A 22,672-nucleotide genomic window follows, 5' to 3' on the forward strand; every position below is an offset into this window, starting at 1 on the left:
ACAATCCGGCGGCGTGTACGCGTGGTTATGAGAGCACCAATGCGATGGTGCAGAAGATGAAGCGTGAGGATCCGTCGTTCGACATCCGTTACGACGACTTCCCGTTCAACACGAACGCGAAATGCACTGTACCGGTGGGTAACCCGACCGGTGTGCGGGGGGCGGCACGTGCGCCGTTGTCGAATCCGGACTATGCGCAGCCGTGGGATTCCACTCCGAAGAAGGACCCGGACAAGCTCAACCTCAACCCGCTGGCCCAGCAGCTCGCGGCATTGATGGGTGTGCACGAGAAGTGATCTCCGCAGGTGCGCAGGTGTCCGCGGTCACACTCGTTTTCGCAGGTCGTCGGCGGTATGGGAGGCGATTTGCATCCGCCGCGAGCGTGTGTGTAACGTTGTGTTCACCAACGCGGGGTGGAGCAGCTCGGTAGCTCGCTGGGCTCATAACCCAGAGGTCGCAGGTTCAAATCCTGTCCCCGCTACGAGGAAAGGCCCTGACCGGCAACATCAAGCCGGTCAGGGCCTTTCGCCTTCTTCAGGGTCTCAAGTCTCTGCTTCCCGCTCAGCGGATCGTGTCGCTGTCGCGCCGCGGCGTCATCGTCACGAACCACGCTTCCTGCACACCGAGGATGACGATCAGGCAGATCAGCAGTCCCTCGAACTCGATCGGGGTCAGAGCCAGTCCGATGGCCTCCGACAACCCCGGCCAGACGGCTCCCAGTGCGACTGCCAGGTAGAGGGGTACCCCCACCACCGCGAAGACCCACGGCAGGACCGTGGACGCCGTGAGACGGGCGAATTGGTTGGCCAGCAGCGCAACCCCGATGGCACCCAGGACGCCCGCCACCGCGAACGCGAACCGCCAGATGGCCGCGATGTCGGGAGCGACTTGTGCGAGCAGGGATACCGCGGCCGGGATGACGAACTGCAGGGACACGAGGTAGGCCATGGTTCGGCCGGGACCGGTGGAACCGTTCAGGTCGTCGCGGTCCTTGATCGCGACCCACCACAGCCCGAGCAGCGTGAAGTTCGTCGCGGCGACGACCCCGTAGAAGGCGGACTGGTCCATGGACCGACGATAATCCGCGCCGGCGTCGGCAGATGGGTGTTCCCTGATCAGAGCCGGTTGATCACTGCGGATCCTCGTGGGTCACGGCCCGATAGCCCTGTGCCCCGGCCCGATCGATCGCGGCGCGGACCAACCCGAAGATCAGGCCCTGCAGCGCGGCCCCGGCGAGAACCTCCGCGGTGCTGCGCTGGAGGTCCTTCGGGTCGGGCACGTCACGGTCGTCGGTGATGCGCTTCCAGACCTGGCCGAAGGCCGCGCCGGCGACGACACCGCCGAGCACGCTCGTGGCGATCGACAGCGGCTTGTACAGGGCTTTGGACGTTGTGCTCATGCTCGGCGGGTACCCGAGCCGACCTCGGGCAAACCGGATCGGGCTCGTCACCAGGTGGTTGTGGTCCACGCCGACGGTGATGCCACCATGGAGGCGTGGAGATCACGACCCCCGAGCAGTTGCGTGAGATCGTCGGCCATCCGCATCCGACGGTCGTCGAGAAGGTCCGTCCGGCGTTGCACCGTGTGCACATCGCGTGGCTGAAGGCCTGTCCGATGGTCTTCCTGGCCACCTCGGACGCCGAAGGACGACTCGACGTGTCCCCGAAGGGAGACCCGGCGGGCAAGGTCGTGCACGTCGTCGACGACCGTCGCATCGCGATCCCGGAACGTCCGGGCAACAAACGCGTCGACGGGTACCTGAACGTCCTGGAGAATCCCCATGTCGGGACGATCGCGGTGATCCCGGGGCGGGGCGACACCCTACGTGTCAACGGCGCCGCGCGGATCGTCGACGACGCCGACTACTTCGACGATCTCGCGGTGAAGGGTCAGCGTCCGATCCTCGCACTCGAGGTGGAGGTCGACGAGGTCTTCTTCCACTGCTCCAAGGCCTTCCTGCGATCGGACCTGTGGCGTCCGGACACCTGGACCCCGGACGCGCTGCCCAGCACCGCGAAGATCACGAAAGCGCTGCTGCCCGAACTCGACGAGGACGAATTGGAGAAGGCCTTCGAGGAGACCGAGTTCCGGAAGTGGCTGTACTGAGCCGCAGCACGCTCAGCCGACCACCGGCACCTCGACCCGATGGCCGGGAAACAGCATGCCGCTGATGTCGCGCAAGATCACGTTGACCGCGGGCTCGGTGCCGATGCGCTTGTCGGTGTTGACCGCCAGCACGATGCTCGACCGCAGACGCGGGTGGTACACGGCATACGTCTCGTAGCCGAAGATCTCGCCGTTGTGGCCGAGCCAGCCGCTGTTCTCCTCGATGCCGAAGGTGTAGTGCCAGGTGGCGGTGTTGTCGCCGATCGGCTTCCACCGCAGCCGTTCCGCCTGCAGACGGGGTCCGACGAGCGCGCCGGTCCCGAGGAGCCGCACCCATCGGGTGAGGTCGCCGATGGTGGAGACCATCTGCCCGGCCGCATTCCCGTAGCTCGGATTCCAGTCGGTGGAGTCGGTGATCGGGCTCCCCGGCAACCACGCGGTGTGTCCGTCGGTGTGCGCTCCGCGGAAGCGATTCGTCGTCGGGTAGTAGGTGTTGGTCAGGCCGTACGGTCGCAGGATGCGGTTGCGAAGCGACACGGCGAACGGTGTGCGGTCCACGTTCTCCACGAGCCGACCCAGCACGACCGTGTTCGCATTGGAGTACGACGAACTCGCCCCCGGCGCGAACTCGGGACCCAGCGCGTAGGACGCCGAGAGCAGCTCGTTGGTCGTCCAGTTGCGATATGGGTTCGCGAACAACGCTTTCCGCAACGCAGGGCTACCCAGGTACTCGCTCAAGCCCGCGGTCATGTCGCCGAGCATCCGGACGGTGATCGATGATCCGCCGGGTACGCCGTCGACGTACCGGGCGATCGGGTCGTCGAGGGCGACTTTGCCCTCGCGCACCAGCTGCAGCACGAGAGTGGTCGTGAACGTCTTGGTGATGCTGCCGATCCGGTGCTGCAGGGTCGTCGACATCGGACGCGGCGGACGATCGGCCGCGAAGCCCTCGGCGGTCGACCACCGGCCGGCCGGGCCCGCGACCTCCACCAGCGCACCGGGGATCTCGCCGCGGGCGATCTTGTCCAGGAGGTAGAGGCGTACCTGGGTCGCCGACGCCGGCGCCGCGACAGCGGGTGCGCACACCGACACGGCGAGAGCGCCGACCACCATGAGCGCGGTCAGGGCGGCCGGCCACCAGACCTTTCCGATCATGACGCTCAGTGTGAACCGGACCGCCACGACCTGTCCGGGGTTCGGCGGAACGATCCGGATGCATCGCGGGGCCCGCCGTCGCCGCGCGGACTACCGTGGGAGACATGGCCACGGACAAGTCCATCCACAAGCACATCACCGAACTGATCTCCGAGGAGCACGAGCTCCGCGAGAAGCTCGGCCGCGGCGAGATCAGCCGGGCGGAGGAGAACAGCCGACTGCAGGAACTCGAGGTCTCACTCGACCAGTGTTGGGATCTGCTCCGGCAGCGGCAGGGTCGACGCGACGCCGGGGCCGATCCCGACGATGCATCGGTGCGTCCCGCCGACGTCGTCGAGAAGTACCTCGACTGACTCGACGCCCGCTGCGGCCGAAGCAACGCCGTGGCAACGGTCACATCGTTAACCTCGAATCGGAACACGGCACCGCCGGATGCGGACGCACGGGCGGCGAGCGAGAGGGATGGCGTAGACGATGGGTCGATACGGCGATGCTTTTGCGCAGGCACGCGATGATCGGGAGACGTTCTGGCTCGACGCCGCCGGAGCCATCGACTGGGTGGCACCGCCGAGCCGCGCCCTCGACGACAGCGCGGCCCCGTTCTACCGCTGGTTCCCCGACGCCACGCTGAACACCTCGTACAACGCGCTCGACCGGCACGTGGACGCCGGACACGGAGACCGCGCCGCCCTCATCTGGGACTCGGCGATGGTGGGGCAGACCCGGACCTACACGTACCGGGAACTGCTGGATGAGGTCTCGCGATTTGCCGGCGTCCTGGCCGCCCACGGGGTGGGCGCAGGCGATCGGGTCATCATCTACATGCCGATGATCCCGGAGGCCGCGGTCGCGATGCTGGCCTGCGCGCGGATCGGTGCCGTGCACTCGGTGGTGTTCGGTGGGTTCGCCGCGCCGGAGTTGGCCACCCGCATCGACGATGCCGAGCCGGCCGCCGTCGTCACGGCCTCGGGTGGGCTCGAGCCGGGTCGCGCCGTCGAGTATCTGCCGATCGTGTCGCGGGCGCTCGAGCTGGCGGAGACGCCGCCCTCGATCGTCATCGTGAAGGATCGGCCCGAGATCGCCGGTCGGGCGGACGATCACGACGGCTGGTCCGACTGGGACACCGAGATGGCGCGAGCCGAACCCGTCGGGCCGACGACAGTGGCGGCCACCGATCCGCTCTACATCCTCTACACCTCCGGCACCACCGGGAAGCCGAAGGGCGTGGTGCGCGACAACGGCGGTCATGCCGTCGCGCTGGCCTGGTCCATGGGCAACATCTACGGCATCTCACCCGGCGACGTGTGGTGGACCGCATCGGATGTCGGCTGGGTCGTCGGGCATTCCTATATCGTGTACGCGCCGTTGCTGATCGGCGCGACGACGGTGATGTACGAGGGAAAGCCGGTCGGCACACCGGACGCCGGGGCGTTCTGGCGGGTCATCGCCGATCACCGGGTCAGTGCCCTGTTCACCGCGCCCACCGCGATCCGGGCCATCCGCAAGATGGACCCGGAGGCCGCCGAACTCGCGAAGTACGACACGACGACCCTGCGCGCGCTCTTCGCCGCGGGCGAGCGGCTCGACCCGGACACCTTCGAGTGGGCCGGCTCGGTCCTCGGTGTGCCCGTCGTGGACCACTGGTGGCAGACCGAGACCGGCTGGGCGATCGCGGCGAATCTGCGTGGTCTGGAGGCGATGCCGATCAAGGCGGGATCCCCCACGGTGCCGGTACCGGGCTACCGGGTGGGGGTGGTCGACGCCGAGGGCGCAGTCCTCGGGACGGGGGAGGAAGGCAGCATCGTCATCGAGTTGCCGTTGCCGCCGGGCACTCTCGCGGGTCTGTGGCGGGACGAGGAGCGGTTCCGCAAGTCCTATCTCTCGGCCTTCGACGGGTATTACCTGACCGGGGACTCCGGGTACATCGACGCCGACGGCTACATCTTCGTGCTCGGCCGCTCGGACGACGTGATCAACGTTGCCGGACACCGATTGTCGACGGGTAGCATCGAAGCCGTCGTCGCTTCGCATCCGGCGGTCGCAGAGTGCGCGGTCATCGGCATCCACGATGACCTGAAGGGCCAGCGGCCCAGCGGCTACGTCGTACTCAAGGCCGGTGCCGATATCGACGCCGACACCCTGCGAAACGAGCTGGTGCGGATGGTGCGGGACGAGATCGGTGCCGTCGCCACGTTCCGCGACGTCACCATCGTGCCCGCCCTCCCGAAGACACGATCCGGCAAGATCCTGCGAAAGACCATGCGGCAGATCGCCGATCACGAGGAGTACACGGTGCCCTCGACCATCGAGGATCCCGATGTGCTGAGCGACCTGGCCGAGCAGCTCGGGCGGTGACCCGGTGCCCGGTTCGATGTCGCCGGCGACCGGGGCGGATCGGGTGCTGCGCCTGTCGATCCGGCTGATCCCGTTCGTCGGACTCCTCGGCACCGTGGTGTCGACGCTGATCGACGCGATGACACCGGGCGGCCACCTCGGGCGGGATCTGTTGGAGAACTCGATCCTGTGGATGATCGGCATTCAGGGCTGGATGACCGGATGCGGTCACATGTTCTTCGGCGTCCCGATCGCCGAGTCGATCGGGTGGCCGGCGCGGACGCCCTGGCAGTGGGAGGTCGGTCTCGCCAGCCTCGCCACGGGCGTCCTGGGCGTGATGGCGAGCGGCTTCGACGACGACTTCGCGCTCGCGACGATCATCGCGTTCGCCGTCTTCTATCTGGGCGCGGCCCTCGGCCACGTGCGGGACATGGTGGTGCGCCGCAACTTCGCGCCGGGCAACGCCGGACCGATCTTCTTCTTCGACGTGATCGTGCCCGTGTACCTGATCGTGTTGTTCGTCGTCGTCACCTGAGGGCGCCGGGCAGGTAGGGTGACGCCGATGGGAGGGACCGATGGCGGCTGATCACGACCGAGCGCACGGCCCCGGCGACGACCGCCCTGCGCTGCCCGTCGATCCCGACACGCCGCCGCGGCCCCTGCATCGGCAGCCGGCGGCGTTGGTGTGGGTCTTCTGCGGAGGCATCGTCGGCACGGGGCTCCGCTACATGATCGAGGAGGCCTGGCCGACGACCAGCGGTGCGTGGCCCTGGGCCACCTTTGCCGTCAATCTGTGCGGCGCGTTCTTGTTGGGAGCGCTGCTCGCCGGCCTCGCGCACCTCGGTTCCGATGAGGGGTGGCGGCAACGGACAAGGCTGCTCGTCGGAACGGGTGTGTGTGGATCGTTCACCACCTACAGCACTTTCGCGCTCGAGATCTCACTGTTGGGACGGGACGGCGCCGTCCCCACCGCGATCGCCTACGCGGTGATCAGCGTGGTCGGGGGCGTCGTGGCTGCGTGGTCGGGGATCGTGCTGGCGGATATCGGCTTCCGTCGTCGAGAGGTGACCACGTGACAGTGATCGCGGTGATGCTGGCAGGTGCGTTCGGCGCGGTCGCCCGATTCGTCGTCGACGGGGCGCTGAAGGGCCGAGGCCCGACGACGTACCCGTGGGCGACGCTGCTCATCAACGTGACGGGGTCGCTGCTGCTGGGAGTGCTCGCCGGTCTGGTGATCTTTCATTCGGCGCCGAACGAGTGGAAGACGATCATCGGGACCGGATTCTGCGGTGGATACACCACGTTCAGCACGGCGAGTTTCGAGACGGTCCGACTGGCCGAGGGCAGCCGGGTGCGATCGCTGGCCTATGCCCTGATGTCCGTGTCGGGCAGTGTGATCGGTTGCGCAGGCGGCTTGTGGTTGTCCTACCTGGTGTGATCCGTCCGACTTCACAGACATAGCGGGAACCGTCGTATGACGACGGTTCCCGCTATGTCTGTGAGAGAGGTTGTGGCAGTGCTACTTCAGCTCGGCGCTGCTCTTGTTCAGCACCCGCCGCGCGATGATCAGCTGCTGGATCTGCTGCGTGCCCTCGAAGATGTCGAGGATCTTCGAATCGCGCGCCCACTTCTCGACGAGCAGGCGCTCCGAGTAGCCCAGCGTGCCGGTGAGTTCGACGACCTTGTTGGTGATGTCGGTGCCGGTGCGTCCGGCCTTGGCCTTCGACATCGACGCCTCGAGTGAGTTCGGCTCCTTGTTGTCGGCCATCCACGCCGCCCGCATCGTGTGCAGATACGAGGCCTCGAAATCGGCTTCCATCCGGATGAACTCGGCTGCGGCGGCGTGCTGATCGGCCGCCGGACGGTCGTAGTCGATCTCGATGCCCGCCTCGTCGAGGATGCGGCGCAATTCCTCCAGCGCCGCGCGGGCCACACCGACCGCCATACCCGCGACCATCGGACGCGTGTTGTCGAAGGTCTGCATGACCCCGCCGAAACCCTTCTTGGTGTCGACCTCGGGAGAGCCCAGCAGGTTGTCCTTGGGGATGCGGCAGTTCTCGAATCGGATGACCGCGGTGTCGGAGACCCGGATGCCGAGCTTGTGCTCCAGCCGGACCACCTCGACCCCCGGATGCTCACGCGGGACGACGAAGCTCTTGATCGCGGCGCGACCCAGGCTCTTGTCGACCGACGCCCAGACCACGATGTGGGTGGCCCGCGACCCCGCGGTGACGAAGATCTTCTCCCCGTTGAGGACGTACTCGTCCCCGTCGAGGGTCGCCGTCGTCGACACGGCGGCCGAGTCCGAACCGAAACTCGGCTCGGTGATCGCCATGGCGGCCCACACCTTGCCGAAGCGTTTCAGCTGATCGTCGGTGGCCACCGCGGCGATCGCCGCGTTGCCGAGTCCCTGGTAGGGGATGGTCAGCATCAGGCCGACGTCGCCCCATGAGGTCTCCATCGTGTTGATGACCGACTGCATGTTGCCGCCGTTGGCCACCGCGCCCTCGGGACGGGGCTTGTCCGAATTCTGTTGGCTGCGACCACCATCGGCGCCGGCGCCGGCCTGACCCGCCTCGGCGAGTCCGTCGTACAGGCTCGCCAGCGTGTCGAGCTCGACCGGGTAGTCGTGCTCGCGCAGGTCGTATTTGCGCGAGATCGGACGGAAGATCTCGGCGGCCGCCTGATGGGCCTGATCGATGGTGACGTTGAGTTTCTTGGGGAGCTCGAGATTGATGCTCATGGTCTGTTCCTCGTCTGAGTCGGCGTGATGTTCCGGTCGCCTAGAGGACGACGATGCCTTCGCCGATGCCAGCGCCGCGCAGGTCGCGGTACCACCGCTCGACCGGGTGCTCCTTGGTGAAGCCGTGGCCGCCGAGGAGTTGCACCCCGTCCAGACCGATCTGCAGACCCTTGTCGATGGTCAGCTTGCGGGCGAGGGCCGCCTCGCGGGCGAATGACAGACCCTGCTCTGCGCGTGCGGCGCCGCGCAGCGTCACCAGACGGATGGAGTCCACCTCGGTGGCGATGGTGGCGACCATGAAGGCCACCGCCTGACGGTTGGAGATCGGCTCGCCGAACGCCTCGCGCTCGTTCACGTAAGGGATGACGTAATCGAGAACGGCCTTGGCGGTACCGGCGGCCAGTGCCGACCAACCGAGCCGCGACAGCCGCACGACATCGCGGTACGCGGCTGCGGCCGAGTCTCCCTCGGCCCCGCCGAGCAACGCCGACGACGGCACCGCGACGTCCTGCAGCAGCAGGCGTCCCATGCCGGCGGCGCGCACGCCCATGCCGGGATCGGCCTCCACGATCAGGCCCTTGGTGTCGGACTCCACGATGAACAGCGCCGGACGCCCGTCGAGCTGGGCGCCGACGATGAACAGTTCCGACGACCCGGCGGCGGGCACGAACGACTTCACGCCGTTGAGGCGGTATCCGCTGGGCACGCGGGTGGCCTTGGTGGCGAGGTCGAACGCGTCGAACAGTGGCTTGGGTTCGGCGATGACGACCGCCGACTGTGGCACGTCCTCGCCGGCGAAGTCCGGCAGGTAGGTGCGCTGCTGCTCGTCGGTGCCGAAGTTCGTCAGGGTGGTCGCGACGCCGCTCGGGGCGAGCAGGGGAAGTGCGAGTCCCATGTCGCCGTAGGCCATCGCCTCGGCGACGAGCGCATTGGTGACGACGCCGCGTTCGGTGGCCGCGCCATCGAAGTCCTCGGGCACGTTGATCATGGTGATGCCGAGTTCCGCGGAACGCTTGAGGATGTCCTCCGGCGTCGCGGCCGCGTGATCGGCGTCGTAGGCGGCCGGTCGCAGGATCTCGACGGCGAACTCGCGCACCGTCTCGGAGATCATCTGCTGCTCGTCGTCGGGGTGGAGGTTGAAGTAGTCCTTGGGTGCCGTCGTCAGGCGCTTGGCCTGACCTGACCCACCACCCTGCGCGGCCTTGAACGCGCGGTTCGCCGCGCCCAGCGTCTGGAATCCGGTCTTGGTGCCCTGGTAGGCGATCCGGTTGATCGGTTCACGGATCTTGTACTTCTCGGCGAACTCGGAACCCGTCACGGTGGTCAGCACGCGCATCGCGGTGCCGATGAAGTTCCGGGGGTGCGGGTTGCGGCCGACGGCGGAGGTGTCGCGCGGTTCGGTGTGCCGCGACTCGGTCTGTGAAGTCATGATCACCAGCTGTTTCTCGGGCGGTTCGGGTCACGTCGTCGTGAGCGATGACTCGATCTTACTCGGTAGTAAGAACAGACCTTACTATCCGGTAAGGAGCTTGTCACGCACTCGACGGACGCAGGTGTCGAGCGCGACCATCTACGCTGGTCAGGTGACGGCAGATCGGGAGGTGGCGCCGGTGTCGGGGACATCATCCACCATGGCGCCGCGGACCCGAGTGGACGGTCGGCGGAACGCGCTCGCGGTGGCCGGTGTCGGGGTCGCGGCGCTCGTCGCGGCAGCGGCGCTGTCGCCCGCGGTCGTCGCGAACGGACCGGAGCTGTGCCCGTTCGCTCGGATGACCGGATTGCCGTGCCCGGCGTGTGGGCTCACGCGCAGTTGGGTGGCCCTCGCCCACGGTGACCTCACGGCGTCGTTCACCGTCAATGCCTTCGGCCCGCTGTTCCTGATGGCGACGATCATCGTCACCGTCGGTGCCGTCGCGGAACTGGTGACGGGCCGGCCGATCCTGGCGCAGATGCGCCGCGCGATCGCGAACCCGGTGGGGCTGTCCGTACTCGTGGTGTGGTTCGGCTACGGCATCGTCCGGGCGGTCGACGCGGCCGCCGGGTGGGGTCTGTTCCCATCGATCGTCTGACGCGACACGTGCGGACACGCCGGACGTGACGTCGGCGGTCCGGGGGAGCAGAGTGGGGCACATGCAGATCACACACTTCGGTCACTCGTGCGTCCTGGTGGAGATCGACGGCACCAGGATCTTGTTCGACCCGGGCAACTTCTCGCATGGTTTCGAGGGCGTCACCGGCCTCGACGCCATCCTTATCACCCACCAGCATCCTGACCACTGCGACGTCGAGCGGCTGCCGGATCTGGTCGCGGCCAATCCCGATGCCGTGCGCTATGCCGATCCGCAGACCGCGGCGCAACTCAACGGCGACGACGTCGCCGGTCCGTGGACGACGGCGAACGCTGGTTCGCATGCCCAGATCGGTGCGGTGACAGCACGATTCACCGGCGGACGGCATGCCGTCATCCATCCGGAGATCCCGGTGATCGACAACGTCGCATACGTACTCGACACCAAGTCGATGACCGGACGGTTCATGCATCCCGGCGACTCGTTCTACATCCCGTTCGAGAAGATCGACGTGCTGGCGCTGCCGTCGGCGGCGCCCTGGATGAAGCTGAGCGAGTCGGTCGACTACCTCCGTGCCATGTCACCGCGGATCGCGGTGCCGATCCACCAGGCGATCCTGTCCGACGCCGGCACCGGGATCCACTACGGCCGGTTGTCGGACATGAAGGCGCCGTCGACCGAGCTGGTGGTGCCCGAGAAGGAGTCGGCGACCGAGGTCTGATCACCCGGTCGACGTCGACGTCGCGATGGTGCTGGGTGGCTGGCGACGTCAGGCCGGCGGCGCGAAGAACTCGAGGGCGATGTTGTCCGGGTCGCGGAACGAGATGCCGGATCCATAGTGCGCGTGCTTGATCCCGCTGTGGGCTATGCCGAGGTCGTCGAGTTTGCGTGTCCAGCCCTCGAGCTCGTCCCGGCCGACGGTGAACGCGATGTGGTCGAGGCCGGTGCGGCGCTCGTCGAACGTGTCGTCCGGGCCCGCGGTGGAATGCGTGTGCAGGCCGAAGAGCATCCCGCCGTCGAGCGCGAAGACGGTGTGGTGGAAGGTGCCCGATTCCTCATCCTCGTCGAGCACCGGCCCGGCGTCGAAAAGTGCTGCGTACCAGCGGGTGCTGGACTCGAGGTCGGTCACCGTCACGGCTACGTGGGTGAGTGCGGGAAATGCCATGGCGCCACTCCTTTGTCGCTGCTTGTGCTCGCCCCGGACTACGACCATAGGCGTCGACGGGCGCGCGCAGAACTCCCCGAACGGACAGGATCGCCCCGCGTGGGCGATGTCCTCAGTGCGGGGACGCCGCGGTGCTGAGGGCGTCCAGGGTGACGGCGTGGAGGCGGCCATTGGTCGCGACGGCGCTGCCGGCGCCGGGGCCCTCGGTGCCGTCGAGACCGGTGAACCGGCCGCCCGCCTCGCGGACGAGGATGTCGAGCGCGGCGAGATCCCACAGGGAGACCTCGGGTTCGGCGGCGATGTCCACGGCTCCCTCGGCCACCAGGCAGTAGTTGTAGAAGTCGCCGTAACCGCGGACGCGCCAGACGGCGTCGGTCAGTGCGATGAAGTCGTCGCGGAGGCCGCGCTCCTTCCAGCCCGACAGGCTGGAGAACGCCAGGCTGGCCGACGCGACGTCGGAGACCCCGGAGACCGACAATCGCCGGGGCATCTCCTGGCCGTCGAACGTCGCGAACGCACCGAGGCCTTCGGCGGCCCACCATCGGCGTCGGAGTGCCGGTGCCGATACGACGCCGACCCGTGGCACACCGTCGACCAGCAGCGCGATGAGTGTGGCCCACACCGGGACACCACGGACGAAATTCTTGGTGCCGTCGATCGGATCGACAACCCACTGCCGACCGGTCAGCGCCACCTCGCCCCCGAACTCCTCGCCGAGGACCGCGTCGTCGACCCTCCGCGCGGAAAGTCGTTGGCGCACCATGGTTTCGCAAGCGAGATCGGCGTCGGAGACCGGGGTCAGATCCGGCTTGTCGTCGACCCGGAGGTCGACGGCGCCGAATCGTTGCATGGTCAGCGCGTCCGCCGAATCGGCGAGGGACAGAGCGAGTTCGAGATCGTCGGAGATCCCGGTCGGCTCGTGGTCGTGGGGCATGCGGGTAGGTTAGCGTCCTCCGGCTCGGGACCGGCCGTGTGTCGGCTGATCGCGGCCGACCCGCAAGACCGCCCCGATGAGCGCCCTCGCAGAGGCGCCGCGCACAGATCGTCGACGGCTCCCGTACAGCGGGTGCATATCGGGGGTGCATATCCGGGAAGCATGTGCCAGCGCATCGCGAACGCCCGGAATGTCCGGACCGGCCCGGTAGGCTGACCGTCATGTGGCTTGCCGTGGCGTTCACCGTGATCCTGGCTGCGCTCGTCGTCGCGCTCGTCGTGCAATGGCAGCGTGGGCGCAATCCCCGGCCCCTCGACGGCACGCGGGCGGCGGCGTTCGTGCAGGGCACCTTCACGATCACCGGCGTCAGCGACCGCCCCGATCAGGGGGACAGCAAGGGAGAGCGCTTCTGCACCATCTCCGGCACCATCGTCGGACCCCAGACCAACCCCGCAGAGGTATACGGCACCCTCGTGCTCGGCGACAGCGACCCGTGGCCGCAGGTCGGCGGCGATCTTCCGGTGGTCTACAAGCCCGGCAAGGCGACCTCGACATGGCGGTTCGGAGAGCTGCCGCCCGTCGATCCGACGATCCCTCCGGGGCCGGTTCCGCCCGCCTGACCCGGCCGGACCCCGTGCGCCAGGACAGGCGCACACCTCGTCCGTTTCGCGGCGGTAGTCTTGAACACCGTGCATCCCGACGTAATCGCAGATCTCGAATCCATCGGCACCACCTTGACCACGGTCGAGAAGGTGCTCGACCTCGACGAGTTGCGTCGTCGTATCGACGAGCTGGAGATGCAGGCGTCGGACCCGGACCTCTGGAACGATCAGGAACACGCGCAGCGCGTGACGAGCGAGTTGTCGCACGCGCAGTCGGAGTTCCGCAAGGTCAGCGAACTGCGCCAGCGCCTCGACGACCTGCCGGTCCACTATGAGCTGGCCGAGGCCGAGGAGGGGGACGACCGCACCGCCGCGCTGGCCGACGCCGACGCCGAGCGCGAGTCGCTGCGGACCGACGTCGAGGCCATGGAGGTCAAGACCATGTTGGCGGGCGAGTACGACTCGCGGGACGCCCTGGTCAACATCCGATCCGGCGCCGGCGGGATCGACGCCGCCGACTGGGCCCAGATGTTGATGCGGATGTACATCCGATGGGCCGAGAAGCACCACTACGGCGTCGAGGTCTACGACACGTCCTACGCCGAGGAGGCCGGCATCAAGAGCGCGACCTTCACGGTGAAGGCGCCGTACATGTACGGCACGTTGTCGGTCGAGCAGGGCACCCACCGGCTCGTGCGGATCAGCCCCTTCGACAACCAGGGGCGTCGTCAGACCTCGTTCGCCGAGGTGGAGGTGTTGCCCGTGGTCGAGACCACCGACCACATCGATGTCGACGAGAACGACGTCAAGGTCGACGTGTACCGGTCCTCCGGTCCGGGCGGTCAGTCGGTCAACACCACCGACTCCGCGGTCCGGCTGACCCACCTCCCGACGGGCATCGTCGTGACCTGCCAGAACGAGAAGAGCCAGCTGCAGAACAAGGCGTCGGCGATGCGCGTCCTGCAGGCCAAGCTGCTCGAGCGCAAGCGCCAGGAGGAGCGGGCGGAGCTCGACGCGCTGAAGGGTGACGGCGGGTCGAGCTGGGGCAACCAGATGCGGTCCTACGTGCTGCACCCGTACCAGATGGTCAAGGATCTGCGCACCAACGTCGAGGACAACAACCCGAGCGCGATCCTCGACGGCGACATCGACAAGTTCATCGAGGCCGGCATCCGTTGGCGGATGGCCGATGCCGATGCATGACGCGTCGACACTCGCCTTCCGAGACGGTGCGACCGAGGCGGTGCTGGGCCGTTTCTACGTGTGGATGGCCACCAACGGCCTGGAGATCCTCATCTGGATCCTCGGCGGGCTGCTGGTCATCCGGTTCATCCGATGGGGCGCAGAGAAGTACGCCTCTCGCGTCGAGTCCCAGTTCCACAACAGTGACCTGATCGTCCAGACCGAGGACGCCAAACATCGGCGGGCCCTCGTCGATGTGGTGGCCTGGACGCTGATCGTGGTGGTCGCGGTCATCGTGATCATCCGCATGCTCGGCATCCTCGGTGTACCCATCACCGGTCTGACCGGACCCGGCGCCGTGATCGGTGCCGCCCTCGGTTTCGGCGCGCAGCGTGTCGTGCAGGACGTGCTCGCGGGCTTCTTCGTCGTCGCCGAACGCCAGTACGGATACGGGGACGTCGTCAGTCTGACGGTGACCGGCAACGGGGAGGCCGACGGCACCGTCGAAGACGTCACCCTGCGCATGACCAAACTGCGAACCGGTGACGGTGAGGTGATCACGGTGCCGAACGGTCAGATCATCAAGGCCACCAACCTCTCCAAGGACTGGGCGCGCGCCGTGGTCGACGTGCCCGTGCCCGCCGAGGCCGACATCGGACTCGTCAACGAGACCCTGGATCGGGTCGGCACCGAGTTCTTCGAGAAGCCGCGGTGGCACGATCTCCTCCTGGACGCCCCGTCGCCGCTCGGTGTGATCGACCTCGAACTGGACTCGGTCACGGTGCGCATGGTGGCCCGGACCCTGCCCGGCAAGCAGTTCGAGGTCAGTCGCGCCCTGCGTATCTCGATCGTCCGTGCCCTCGCCCGCGAGGGGATCACGGTGGCTCCGGGTCGCGACGCGCAGGCCGGTGGCGGACCGCCGGCCACGCTGGCCGATCAGGGCGCCCGGGACGGTGATCAGTGATGGCCGACGAACCCACGACGCAACCGACTCCGGCGAACCGCCCGCCGGCCGACCAGCAGCCGACGACCGGTCCGCAGCCGACGGCGGAACACCAGGTCCCACGGCATCGCGAGTGGCGGCACATCTACAAGACCCGGATTCGGACCAGTACCGCGATTCTCGTCGCGGTGTTCCTCGCCTCGATGGTCCTCTACGGCTACACGTCGCAGCGATACGGCGTGGTCGCCCCGCCGCCGACGCCGGTGCGCACCACGCAGACGCCGACGACGACCGAACCCCCGACGACCTCGTGGTCGAGCTCGACCACGACGACCGAGACCTCGTCGTCGACGACGGACTCGTTCGAGGATGAGCCCGGCGCCCCGGGCGAGGAGGGCGGGACCCAGGGCACGGGTCGACAGACCACGACCACCACCACGGCCACCATCCCGGGTCTGCCCGGAGTGCCGCTGCCCAACTTCGGCGGAACGCAGACGACGTCGCCCGTGCCCACCCGCTGACCGTCGCGACATGCGGCTTTGTACCTGAGCGGATGTCTCAGGCGCCGTGGTTACACTGGCTTCTCGTGATCAAGCTGGAGAACGTCACGATGAAGTACAAGGCTTCCAGCCGACCGGCCCTGTCCGATCTCTCCCTCGAGGTCGACAAGGGCGAGTTCGCGTTCCTCATCGGACCGTCCGGCTCGGGCAAGTCGACCTTCTTCCGTCTGCTGCTGAAGGAGGACAAGCCCACGTCGGGGCAGGTCTACGTGGGTGACTTCCACGTCAACACGCTGAGCGGTCGGATGGTGCCGAAGCTGCGGCAGTCGATCGGATGTGTGTTCCAGGACTTCCGGCTGCTGCAGCAGAAGTCGGTGTCGGAGAACGTCGCGTTCGCGCTCGAGGTCATCGGCAAGTCGCCGTCGACGATTCGGCGGATCGTCCCGGAGGTGCTCGACTACGTCGGGCTGGCCGGCAAGGCCGACCGGATGCCCTACGAGTTGTCCGGTGGCGAGATGCAGCGTGTGGCCATTGCGCGGGCCATCGTCAACCGGCCGTTGCTGCTGTTGGCCGACGAGCCGACCGGAAACCTGGACCCGGAGACCAGCGAGGAGATCGTCGACGTCCTCGACCGGGTGAACCGTCGCGGCACGACCGTCGTCATGGCCACCCACGACCGTCACATCGTCGACGCGATGCGTCGGCGGGTTCTCGAGTTCGACAACGGCCGGCTCGTCCGCAATGACCCGCAAGGCGTGTACGGCATCGGCTGAGCACGGTCCGGCCGACGGCCCGCACCCGACTCCTTCGCACTCGACTTCTAGGAAGCGCACCCACCCATGCGAGCGAACTTCATCATCAGCGAGGTCCTCAACGGCCTGCGCCGCAATGTGACCATGACGATCGCGATGATCCTCACGACGGCGATCACGCTGGGCATGTTCGGCGGCGGTCTGCTCGTCATCCAGATGGCCGACAAGAGTCAGAAGATCTTCCTCGACCGTGTCGAGATGCAGTTCTTCATCAACGACTCGGTCTCCGACGCCGACCCGAACTGCCGGCAGGCGCCGTGTTCGGTGCTGCGGACAGAGATCGAGAACCATCCCGGTGTGGGGTCGGTGACCTTCATCGACCGGGAGGAAGCCTTCGAGGCGGCCAAGCAGACGTTCAAGGACAATCCGGACATCGCCGACAACATCCGCGAGGGCACGATCCCGGCTTCGCTGAAGGTGCGGATGTCCGATCCCGATCAGTTCGGGGCGGTCCTCGACGAGTTCAAGGACCGCAAGGATCTCGGTGTCGACGGCGCGCTCGATCAACGAGAACTCGTGAAACGCATCTTCAGCGTCCTCGACGGAACCCGCAATGCCGCGTTCGCCGTCGCGTTGGTGCTCGCGCTCGCGGCGATCCTGCTGATCGTGAACACCGTGCAGATCGCGGCGTTCACGCGACGGACGGAGGTGTCGATCATGAGACTGGTCGGCGCTACCCGGTGGTACACGCAGTTGCCGTTCCTCCTCGAGGCCGTCGTCGCCGCGATCATCGGCGCCTTCCTGGCGATCGCGGGTCTGTTCGCGGCGAAGGTGTTCTTCTTCGACAACGCATTGCGTGATCTGTACGGTGTGAACATCCTGGCGCGGATCGGGGTCTCCGACGTCTTGTTCGTGTCGCCCTTCCTGCTCCTCGGCGGAATTCTGTTGTCAGGGATCACGGCATATGTGACGCTTCGGGTGTATGTCCGGGAATGACGATGTTCGTGGGTGATCCGGGACGAACCGGGACCGTGGTGGACGAGGAGGAGGTGTGTGCATGACCAAGGAGAAGGGGCGGTCGGTGATCGCGACCAACCGCAAGGCGCGGCACAACTACGCCATCCTCGACACCTACGAGGCCGGGATCGCGTTGGTGGGCACCGAGGTGAAGAGTCTGCGCGAGGGCAAGGCCTCGCTCGCCGACTCGTTCGCGACCGTCGACGACGGTGAGATCTGGCTGCGCGCGTTGCACATCCCCGAGTACGGCAGCGGCTCGTGGACGAATCACGCTCCCCGGCGCAACCGGAAACTGTTGATGCACCGGCGCGAGATCGACAATCTCATCGGCAAGATCCGCGACGGCAACCTCACCCTGGTGCCGCTGTCGATGTACTTCAACGACGGCAAGGTGAAGGTGGAGTTGGCGCTCGCCCGCGGCAAGCAGGCGCACGACAAGCGTCAGGACATCGCCCGCCGCACCGCGCAGCGTGAGGTCGCCCGAGAGATTGGCCGTCGCGTCAAGGGCATGTGATCCGGTGCGCAGACCACGGCCTCGACGACGACTCCTCGGCGCTCTGCTCGCCGCGGTGACCCTGCTCGCCATCGCGGCCTGCACTCCCGATCCCGAAGCGCGGATCGGAGGAGAGGGCACGGCGATCGACGGTCTGCCGCCCACGCCGCCGATGGGATGGAACAGCTGGAACACCTTCGGATGCAACGTCACCGAGCAGATCGTCCGTGAGCAGGCGGATGCGCTGGTGTCGAGCGGGCTGCGCGACGCCGGATACCGCTACGTGATCGTCGACGACTGTTGGACCGCCGATCGCCGCGCCGACGACGGCACCCTGCAGGCGGACCCGCGACGATTCCCGTCCGGCATGGCCGCACTCGGCAGGTACCTGCACGACCGCGGTCTGCAGTTCGGCCTGTACTCCGGCGCGAGCGACAAGACCTGCGCGCAGTTCGTCGGCAACCATCCGGGGGCGACGGGCAGCAAGGGCCACGAGGTCACGGATGCGCAGACGTTCGCCGACTGGAAGGTGGACTATCTGAAGTACGACTGGTGCTCGGGCGATTCCGACCACGATCGGCAGGTCGAGTCGTTCACCGCGATGCGTGACGCCATCCGCGACACCGGGCGTCCGATGGTCTACAGCATCAATCCCAACAGCGGGGTGAGCGGATCGGTGCCGGGAACCGAATACGACTGGGGCGGAGTCGCGACGATGACCCGGGCCACCAACGACATCGCCGCCGCATGGGCGACGAACGCGGACCCGTCGGGATCGCAGGGGATCGTCGAGATCGTCGATGCCGTCGCGCCGTTGGCATCCCGGGTGCGCGCGGGGTCGTTCAACGATCCCGACATGCTCGTCGTCGGGGTCGACAGCCGCCCGGGACTCACGATGGCCCAGCAGCGCACCCAATTGTCGATGTGGGCGATGATGGCCGCGCCGCTGATCGCCGGCAACGACCTCACGCGCATGTCTTCGCAGACCCTCGCGCTGCTCCGCAATCGGGCGATCATCGACATCGACCAGGACCATCGGGTCAGTGCGGGCGCGCCCGTCGGTGACGACATGGAGGTGTGGACCCGTGCGATCGGGGACAAGGGACTCGTCGTGTCGATGACAAACCGGGACGACCACCCGAGGACCATGTCGGTGTCTTTGACGAGTCTCGGGCTCTCGGGCGACGACACCGTCACCGCGGTCGACGCCTGGACGGGTCGTCGATATCGGGCCGCCAAGGGCGAACTCGCGGTCGACGTCGGGGTCAACGACACCGTGCTGCTGCAGATCGTCTGAGGCCTCCGGGGCGCCCCGGAGGGGTCACGCTCCGACGAGATGATCCCGACGGAGATCCTGCACATCCGTGGCCGACAGATCGAGGCCGTCGTGCACGTACTCGCTCATGCCGCCGAACGCCGTGTCGGCCTCGGCGAAGGCCGCATCCAGGTAGCTCCGGTCCACACCGAGGAGTGCGCGCAGGACGGAACGATCACCTCCCGCCGCGGCGAACTCGACGAACACCGGCTCCAACGCGGGGAGCAGTTGCTCGTTGGTCAGCAGGTAGTCGCGATACACGTCATCGCGCGACACACCGAGAATGCTCAGGAAGGTCGCGGCCGCCCAGCCCGTCCGGTCCTTGCCGGTGGTGCAGTGGAACAGTGACGGTCCCGGATGGTCGCCGAGCAGACCGCGGAACAGCGCCCGATAGGAGGTCAGGGCACTGTCTGTGGACACCAGACTGCGATAGGTGTCGGCGATCAATGCGGCAGCGCGACCGTCGCCGAGCGAGTCGTCGATCGAGGCCACGGCTGCCGGGTCATGGAGCAGCGAGGGCAGATTCGCCGGAACGGCATCGCCCTGATCGGCGAGGACGTCGAGGTGGATGTCGTCGACGCCGTCGAATGTGGGATCGGGTGCGGCACTGCGTTCTGCCGCTGTCCGCAGGTCGTAGATCGTCCTGATGCCCAGGCCCGTGAAGGCTTCCCGATCCGTGTCGTCGAGCCGGTCGAGTTCGGTGGATCGGAACACGACGCCGGACCTCACGCGCCGACGGTCCGCAGTGATCCACCCGCCGAGGTCGCGCAGGTTGGGAAGCGTGGCCAGCGTGACGGTCTGGCGTTCGGTGTGCTCATCCACCCGGCCATGCAATCAGATGGGTCGACCGGCCGAGGTGTCGCTGTGACGAGGTGGGGGAATGTGGCACGAGTCTGCCGTTCCGATGGCACGAAGGTGATCACGGGGAGCCGTCGAGGCAGGGATTCGAGGGTGTGACACGTAGGCGAAAAGGCAAAATCGAGACACCTCAACCGCAAAATCGTGTCAATTCCGGTGTCACAAATCTGAGCGTTCGTCCATGAGATGTTCGGTCGATTCGGTCGCACGATCGAGCATTCTCGGCCATTTCGTCGCGATATGCGCGAACTCGGATGTCTCTGTGTTATTGTGCCGCGCCGCGTTTCCGTGAGCCTCGATCGGCACCCGAAAACGTGAACAGCGCAAAAGATCTCGGGACTTTGGTCCCCAACCGGATGGGGATTGCGGAGGTCGACAATCCGGGACATGCGACGTTAGCTTTTGCACATGAGCAGCACATCCACCGCGGGCAAGCGACTCGTCATCCGAAATGTCGCCGTGTTCGACGGCATTTCCGATCAGGTCACCGAGAATTGTGACGTCGTCATCTCCGGCGCCACGATCACGGCGGTGTCGACGTCGCCGGTGGGTGATGAGCCCGGTGTCGAGACCACCGAGATCGACGGTCGGGGAAAGTTCCTCATGCCCGGAATGAGTGACGCCCACGTCCATCTGATGGGCAATGCCAACAACTATCTGGACTTCGTCATGGGGCCGACGGGACTCCTGTTCGCGAACACGATCTCCGAGGCGAAGCGGATGCTCCACCGCGGCTTCACGTCGGTGCGCGACATGGGCGGGGACACCGCGCCAGTGAAGACGGTCATCGACCGGGGTGACTTCGAGGGACCGCGGATCTTCCCGAGTCAGGCGATGATCTCGCAGACCTCGGGTCACGGTGATTTCGCCTTCGTCTACGAGACCCCCTACGAGTTCGGTGGGGGTCCCAGCCGGACCGATTCGATCGGATTCACCCGGACCGCCGACGGCGTCGAGCGGGTTCTCACCGCCGTCCGCGAGCAGCTGCGCAAGGGGGCGTCGCAGATCAAGCTGACAATCGGTGGTGGTGCCGCGTCGATGTATGACCCGCTCTACACACTGCAGTTCACGCCGGACGAGATGCGGGCGGCCGTTCAGGCCGCCGAGGACTACGGCACGTATGTCGCGACGCACGTGTACACGGTCCCGGGTATCACCCGCGCGATCGAGGCGGGTGTCCGGTCCATCGAGCACGGCCATCTGGCCGACGAGGCGACGGTTGCGCTCATCGGGGAGAAGGGCATCTGGCTGTCGATGCAGCCGTTCGCCGAGGACGACCATCACTACCCCGACCCCGATCGCGCCGGCAAGAACACCCAGATCTGCAACGGGACCTCCGACGTCTACGGCTGGGCCAAGAAGCACGGCGTGAAGACCGCATTCGGCACCGACCTCTTGTTGGAGCCGGAATCGGCTGCGCGACAGAGTGTCATGGCGGCGCGGCTGGGGGAGTTCTACAGCAACGTCGAAGCGCTGACGATGCTCACGTCGGGCAACGCGTCGTTGTTCGAGATGGCCGGTGAGCGCAACCCCTACGGCAGCGCTCGTCTGGGCGTGATCGCCGAGGGTGCCTGGGCCGATCTGTTGATCTTCGACGGCAACCCGGTCCAGGACATCTCCGTGATCGCCGATCCCGAGAAGAACCTCGAGCTGATCGTCAAGGGCGGCTCGATCGTCAAGAACACCCTCTGATCGCGATGGACGTGCGCGAGACCCCCGGCGACGACTCCGTCGGCGACGACGCCGTGACCGGCCCGATCCCGGCAGTGCACACCGCACCCACTCCGTCGGTGCACACCGGCGATGTCGATGACCTCGTGATCGAGGCGATCGACATCGGTGTCCGGGCGACGTGGGGTCACATCTACGGTCCGACCTCTCTCCGCGTCCGCGCCGGAGGGGTGACCGTTCTCGTCGGTTCCGGCGGGCGCGGCCGGACGGCACTGCTGCTCACCCTGGCCGGCCGGATGGCACCGTCCTCGGGAACCTTGCACGCCTTCGGTCGTACCGATGACGCCCGCCATCTCTTCTCCCAGGCGGCGATCGCCGACGTCGACGAGGTCGATGGCATCGACCAAACGATTCGCGTCAGCGACGTGGTGACCGAGCAGATCCGTTGGGCTGCACCGTGGTACAGGTGGGTCCGACCGTCACGGCCCGCCGACCTCGAGCGGCTGTGCCGCCCGGTGTTCGGCGACCTCGCGCTGCCGAGCATGGACGCCTACGTCGAGGAGCTGCCCGAGCTGACGAGTGCACTGTTTCGGATCGCGATGGCCAACGTCCGACGGCCACCGTTGCTGGTCGTCGGCGGGGTCGACCGACTCACCCGGATCGAGAGCGCCCACACACTGCTCGCGCGACTCGTCGCACTGGGCCACGAACAGACGGTGATCACCGCCGACGTCAACGGAGTGTTCCCCGATCTCGGTGTGCGCGACGTCATCGAGGTCCATCACCTGACCGACGACGAGTTCGTCCGGCTCGAACAACAGGATCGGAACTGA

26 protein-coding genes, 1 tRNA gene and 1 pseudogene are annotated in these 22,672 nt (G+C 67.0%); 20 read left to right on the forward strand and 8 right to left on the reverse strand.

The features are described from left to right. Both EEB19_RS16610 and EEB19_RS16615 read left to right on the forward strand, forming a co-directional pair. Positions 1-296 (forward strand): annotated as a pseudogene (locus EEB19_RS16610) (mammalian cell entry protein); the annotation flags it as partial. 111 nt (positions 297-407) lie between these two features. Continuing rightward, positions 408-481 (forward strand) — tRNA-Met (locus tag EEB19_RS16615). An 80-nt stretch (positions 482-561) separates the two neighbouring features. Here EEB19_RS16615 and EEB19_RS16620 read toward each other — a convergent pair. Both EEB19_RS16620 and EEB19_RS16625 read right to left on the reverse strand, forming a co-directional pair. After that, the gene (locus tag EEB19_RS16620) at positions 562-1,068 is read right to left on the reverse strand and encodes a hypothetical protein (protein WP_187588252.1); all 507 of its coding nucleotides are present in this window, start codon (positions 1,066-1,068) and stop codon (positions 562-564) included. A 61-nt stretch (positions 1,069-1,129) separates the two neighbouring features. Beyond that, positions 1,130-1,399 (reverse strand): DUF4235 domain-containing protein, encoded by a 270-nt coding sequence (locus EEB19_RS16625; RefSeq protein WP_187588254.1) that lies wholly within the window; start codon positions 1,397-1,399, stop codon positions 1,130-1,132. Between the two features lie 95 nt (positions 1,400-1,494). On the opposite strand from EEB19_RS16625, the gene EEB19_RS16630 reads away from it, so the two are divergent. Beyond that, positions 1,495-2,106, forward strand: a complete 612-nt coding sequence (locus EEB19_RS16630; RefSeq protein ID WP_187588256.1) for a pyridoxamine 5'-phosphate oxidase family protein — start codon at positions 1,495-1,497, stop codon at positions 2,104-2,106. A gap of 12 nt (positions 2,107-2,118) precedes the next feature. Here the strand turns inward: EEB19_RS16630 and EEB19_RS16635 are convergent, their stop codons facing one another. Then, complete coding sequence (locus EEB19_RS16635; protein ID WP_187588258.1) at positions 2,119-3,261, reverse strand: serine hydrolase; 1,143 nt, start codon at positions 3,259-3,261, stop codon at positions 2,119-2,121. A 104-nt stretch (positions 3,262-3,365) separates the two neighbouring features. Here EEB19_RS16635 and EEB19_RS16640 point away from each other — a divergent pair, with 104 nt between their 5' ends. The 5 genes from EEB19_RS16640 (at position 3,366) to crcB (EEB19_RS16660) (ending at position 7,033) form a co-directional block, all read left to right on the forward strand. Then, positions 3,366-3,614 carry a DUF2630 family protein gene (locus EEB19_RS16640; protein WP_187588260.1) on the forward strand — a complete coding sequence of 83 codons (249 nt, stop codon included), beginning with the start codon at positions 3,366-3,368 and terminating at the stop codon, positions 3,612-3,614. A 121-nt stretch (positions 3,615-3,735) separates the two neighbouring features. Beyond that, positions 3,736-5,616, forward strand: a complete 1,881-nt coding sequence (locus EEB19_RS16645; RefSeq protein ID WP_187588262.1) for a propionyl-CoA synthetase — start codon at positions 3,736-3,738, stop codon at positions 5,614-5,616. A gap of 16 nt (positions 5,617-5,632) precedes the next feature. Beyond that, complete coding sequence (locus tag EEB19_RS16650; protein WP_187588429.1) at positions 5,633-6,130, forward strand: DUF6790 family protein; 498 nt, start codon at positions 5,633-5,635, stop codon at positions 6,128-6,130. A 40-nt stretch (positions 6,131-6,170) separates the two neighbouring features. Further along, a complete protein-coding gene (gene crcB / locus EEB19_RS16655; RefSeq protein WP_187588264.1) occupies positions 6,171-6,671 on the forward strand; it encodes a fluoride efflux transporter CrcB in 501 nt (166 codons plus the stop codon). Next, positions 6,668-7,033 carry a fluoride efflux transporter CrcB gene (gene crcB / locus EEB19_RS16660; protein ID WP_187588266.1) on the forward strand — a complete coding sequence of 122 codons (366 nt, stop codon included), beginning with the start codon at positions 6,668-6,670 and terminating at the stop codon, positions 7,031-7,033. The genes crcB (EEB19_RS16655) and crcB (EEB19_RS16660) overlap by 4 nt, the downstream gene beginning before the upstream one ends. Positions 7,034-7,114: 81 nt before the next feature. On the opposite strand, the gene EEB19_RS16665 is transcribed toward crcB (EEB19_RS16660), so the two are convergent. Together EEB19_RS16665 and EEB19_RS16670 are read right to left on the reverse strand one after the other, a co-directional pair. Beyond that, positions 7,115-8,338 carry an acyl-CoA dehydrogenase family protein gene (locus tag EEB19_RS16665; RefSeq protein WP_187588268.1) on the reverse strand — a complete coding sequence of 408 codons (1,224 nt, stop codon included), beginning with the start codon at positions 8,336-8,338 and terminating at the stop codon, positions 7,115-7,117. A gap of 40 nt (positions 8,339-8,378) precedes the next feature. Next, positions 8,379-9,773 carry an acyl-CoA dehydrogenase family protein gene (locus EEB19_RS16670; protein WP_187588270.1) on the reverse strand — a complete coding sequence of 465 codons (1,395 nt, stop codon included), beginning with the start codon at positions 9,771-9,773 and terminating at the stop codon, positions 8,379-8,381. A gap of 148 nt (positions 9,774-9,921) precedes the next feature. On the opposite strand from EEB19_RS16670, the gene EEB19_RS16675 reads away from it, so the two are divergent. Further along, a complete protein-coding gene (locus EEB19_RS16675) occupies positions 9,922-10,407 on the forward strand; it encodes a DUF2752 domain-containing protein (protein WP_262365718.1) in 486 nt (161 codons plus the stop codon). Positions 10,408-10,468: 61 nt separating this feature from the next. Beyond that, positions 10,469-11,128: an MBL fold metallo-hydrolase gene (locus EEB19_RS16680; RefSeq protein WP_187588272.1), complete on the forward strand. Its 660-nt coding sequence runs from the start codon at positions 10,469-10,471 to the stop codon at positions 11,126-11,128. A gap of 48 nt (positions 11,129-11,176) precedes the next feature. On the opposite strand, the gene EEB19_RS16685 is transcribed toward EEB19_RS16680, so the two are convergent. Continuing rightward, entirely contained in the window at positions 11,177-11,572 is a 396-nt protein-coding gene (locus EEB19_RS16685; protein ID WP_187588274.1) for a VOC family protein, read from the reverse strand. Positions 11,573-11,684: 112 nt separating this feature from the next. Continuing rightward, complete coding sequence (gene hisN, locus EEB19_RS16690; RefSeq protein ID WP_187588276.1) at positions 11,685-12,506, reverse strand: histidinol-phosphatase; 822 nt, start codon at positions 12,504-12,506, stop codon at positions 11,685-11,687. A 221-nt stretch (positions 12,507-12,727) separates the two neighbouring features. On the opposite strand from hisN, the gene EEB19_RS16695 reads away from it, so the two are divergent. The 8 genes from EEB19_RS16695 to EEB19_RS16730 all read left to right on the forward strand — a co-directional run bounded on the left by EEB19_RS16695 (position 12,728) and on the right by EEB19_RS16730 (position 19,292). Further along, the gene (locus EEB19_RS16695) at positions 12,728-13,126 is read left to right on the forward strand and encodes a hypothetical protein (protein WP_187588278.1); all 399 of its coding nucleotides are present in this window, start codon (positions 12,728-12,730) and stop codon (positions 13,124-13,126) included. Between the two features lie 69 nt (positions 13,127-13,195). After that, positions 13,196-14,311, forward strand: coding sequence for a peptide chain release factor 2 (gene prfB, locus EEB19_RS16700; RefSeq protein WP_187588280.1), 1,116 nt, complete (start codon positions 13,196-13,198; stop codon positions 14,309-14,311). Continuing rightward, a complete protein-coding gene (locus tag EEB19_RS16705) occupies positions 14,298-15,254 on the forward strand; it encodes a mechanosensitive ion channel family protein (RefSeq protein ID WP_187588282.1) in 957 nt (318 codons plus the stop codon). The genes prfB and EEB19_RS16705 overlap by 14 nt, the downstream gene beginning before the upstream one ends. Beyond that, positions 15,254-15,754: a hypothetical protein gene (locus EEB19_RS16710; protein ID WP_187588284.1), complete on the forward strand. Its 501-nt coding sequence runs from the start codon at positions 15,254-15,256 to the stop codon at positions 15,752-15,754. The genes EEB19_RS16705 and EEB19_RS16710 overlap by 1 nt, the downstream gene beginning before the upstream one ends. 65 nt (positions 15,755-15,819) lie before the next feature. After that, the gene (gene ftsE, locus EEB19_RS16715; protein ID WP_187588286.1) at positions 15,820-16,506 is read left to right on the forward strand and encodes a cell division ATP-binding protein FtsE; all 687 of its coding nucleotides are present in this window, start codon (positions 15,820-15,822) and stop codon (positions 16,504-16,506) included. Between the two features lie 66 nt (positions 16,507-16,572). After that, positions 16,573-17,481, forward strand: a complete 909-nt coding sequence (gene ftsX / locus EEB19_RS16720) for a permease-like cell division protein FtsX (RefSeq protein WP_187588288.1) — start codon at positions 16,573-16,575, stop codon at positions 17,479-17,481. 61 nt (positions 17,482-17,542) lie between these two features. After that, positions 17,543-18,016: an SsrA-binding protein SmpB gene (gene smpB / locus EEB19_RS16725; RefSeq protein WP_187588289.1), complete on the forward strand. Its 474-nt coding sequence runs from the start codon at positions 17,543-17,545 to the stop codon at positions 18,014-18,016. 4 nt (positions 18,017-18,020) lie between these two features. Continuing rightward, positions 18,021-19,292: a glycoside hydrolase family 27 protein gene (locus tag EEB19_RS16730; RefSeq protein WP_187588291.1), complete on the forward strand. Its 1,272-nt coding sequence runs from the start codon at positions 18,021-18,023 to the stop codon at positions 19,290-19,292. 24 nt (positions 19,293-19,316) lie between these two features. Here EEB19_RS16730 and EEB19_RS16735 read toward each other — a convergent pair whose 3' ends face one another. Further along, positions 19,317-20,132: a tyrosine-protein phosphatase gene (locus EEB19_RS16735; protein ID WP_187588293.1), complete on the reverse strand. Its 816-nt coding sequence runs from the start codon at positions 20,130-20,132 to the stop codon at positions 19,317-19,319. 444 nt (positions 20,133-20,576) lie between these two features. Here EEB19_RS16735 and EEB19_RS16740 point away from each other — a divergent pair, with 444 nt between their 5' ends. Further along, entirely contained in the window at positions 20,577-21,860 is a 1,284-nt protein-coding gene (locus EEB19_RS16740; protein ID WP_187588295.1) for an amidohydrolase family protein, read from the forward strand. A gap of 5 nt (positions 21,861-21,865) precedes the next feature. Further along, complete coding sequence (locus tag EEB19_RS16745) at positions 21,866-22,672, forward strand: ATP-binding cassette domain-containing protein (protein ID WP_262365719.1); 807 nt, start codon at positions 21,866-21,868, stop codon at positions 22,670-22,672.

Origin of the sequence: Gordonia sp. OPL2, assembly GCF_003797825.1 — a bacterium.
In the GTDB taxonomy this organism is placed as follows: Bacteria; Actinomycetota; Actinomycetes; order Mycobacteriales; family Mycobacteriaceae; genus Gordonia.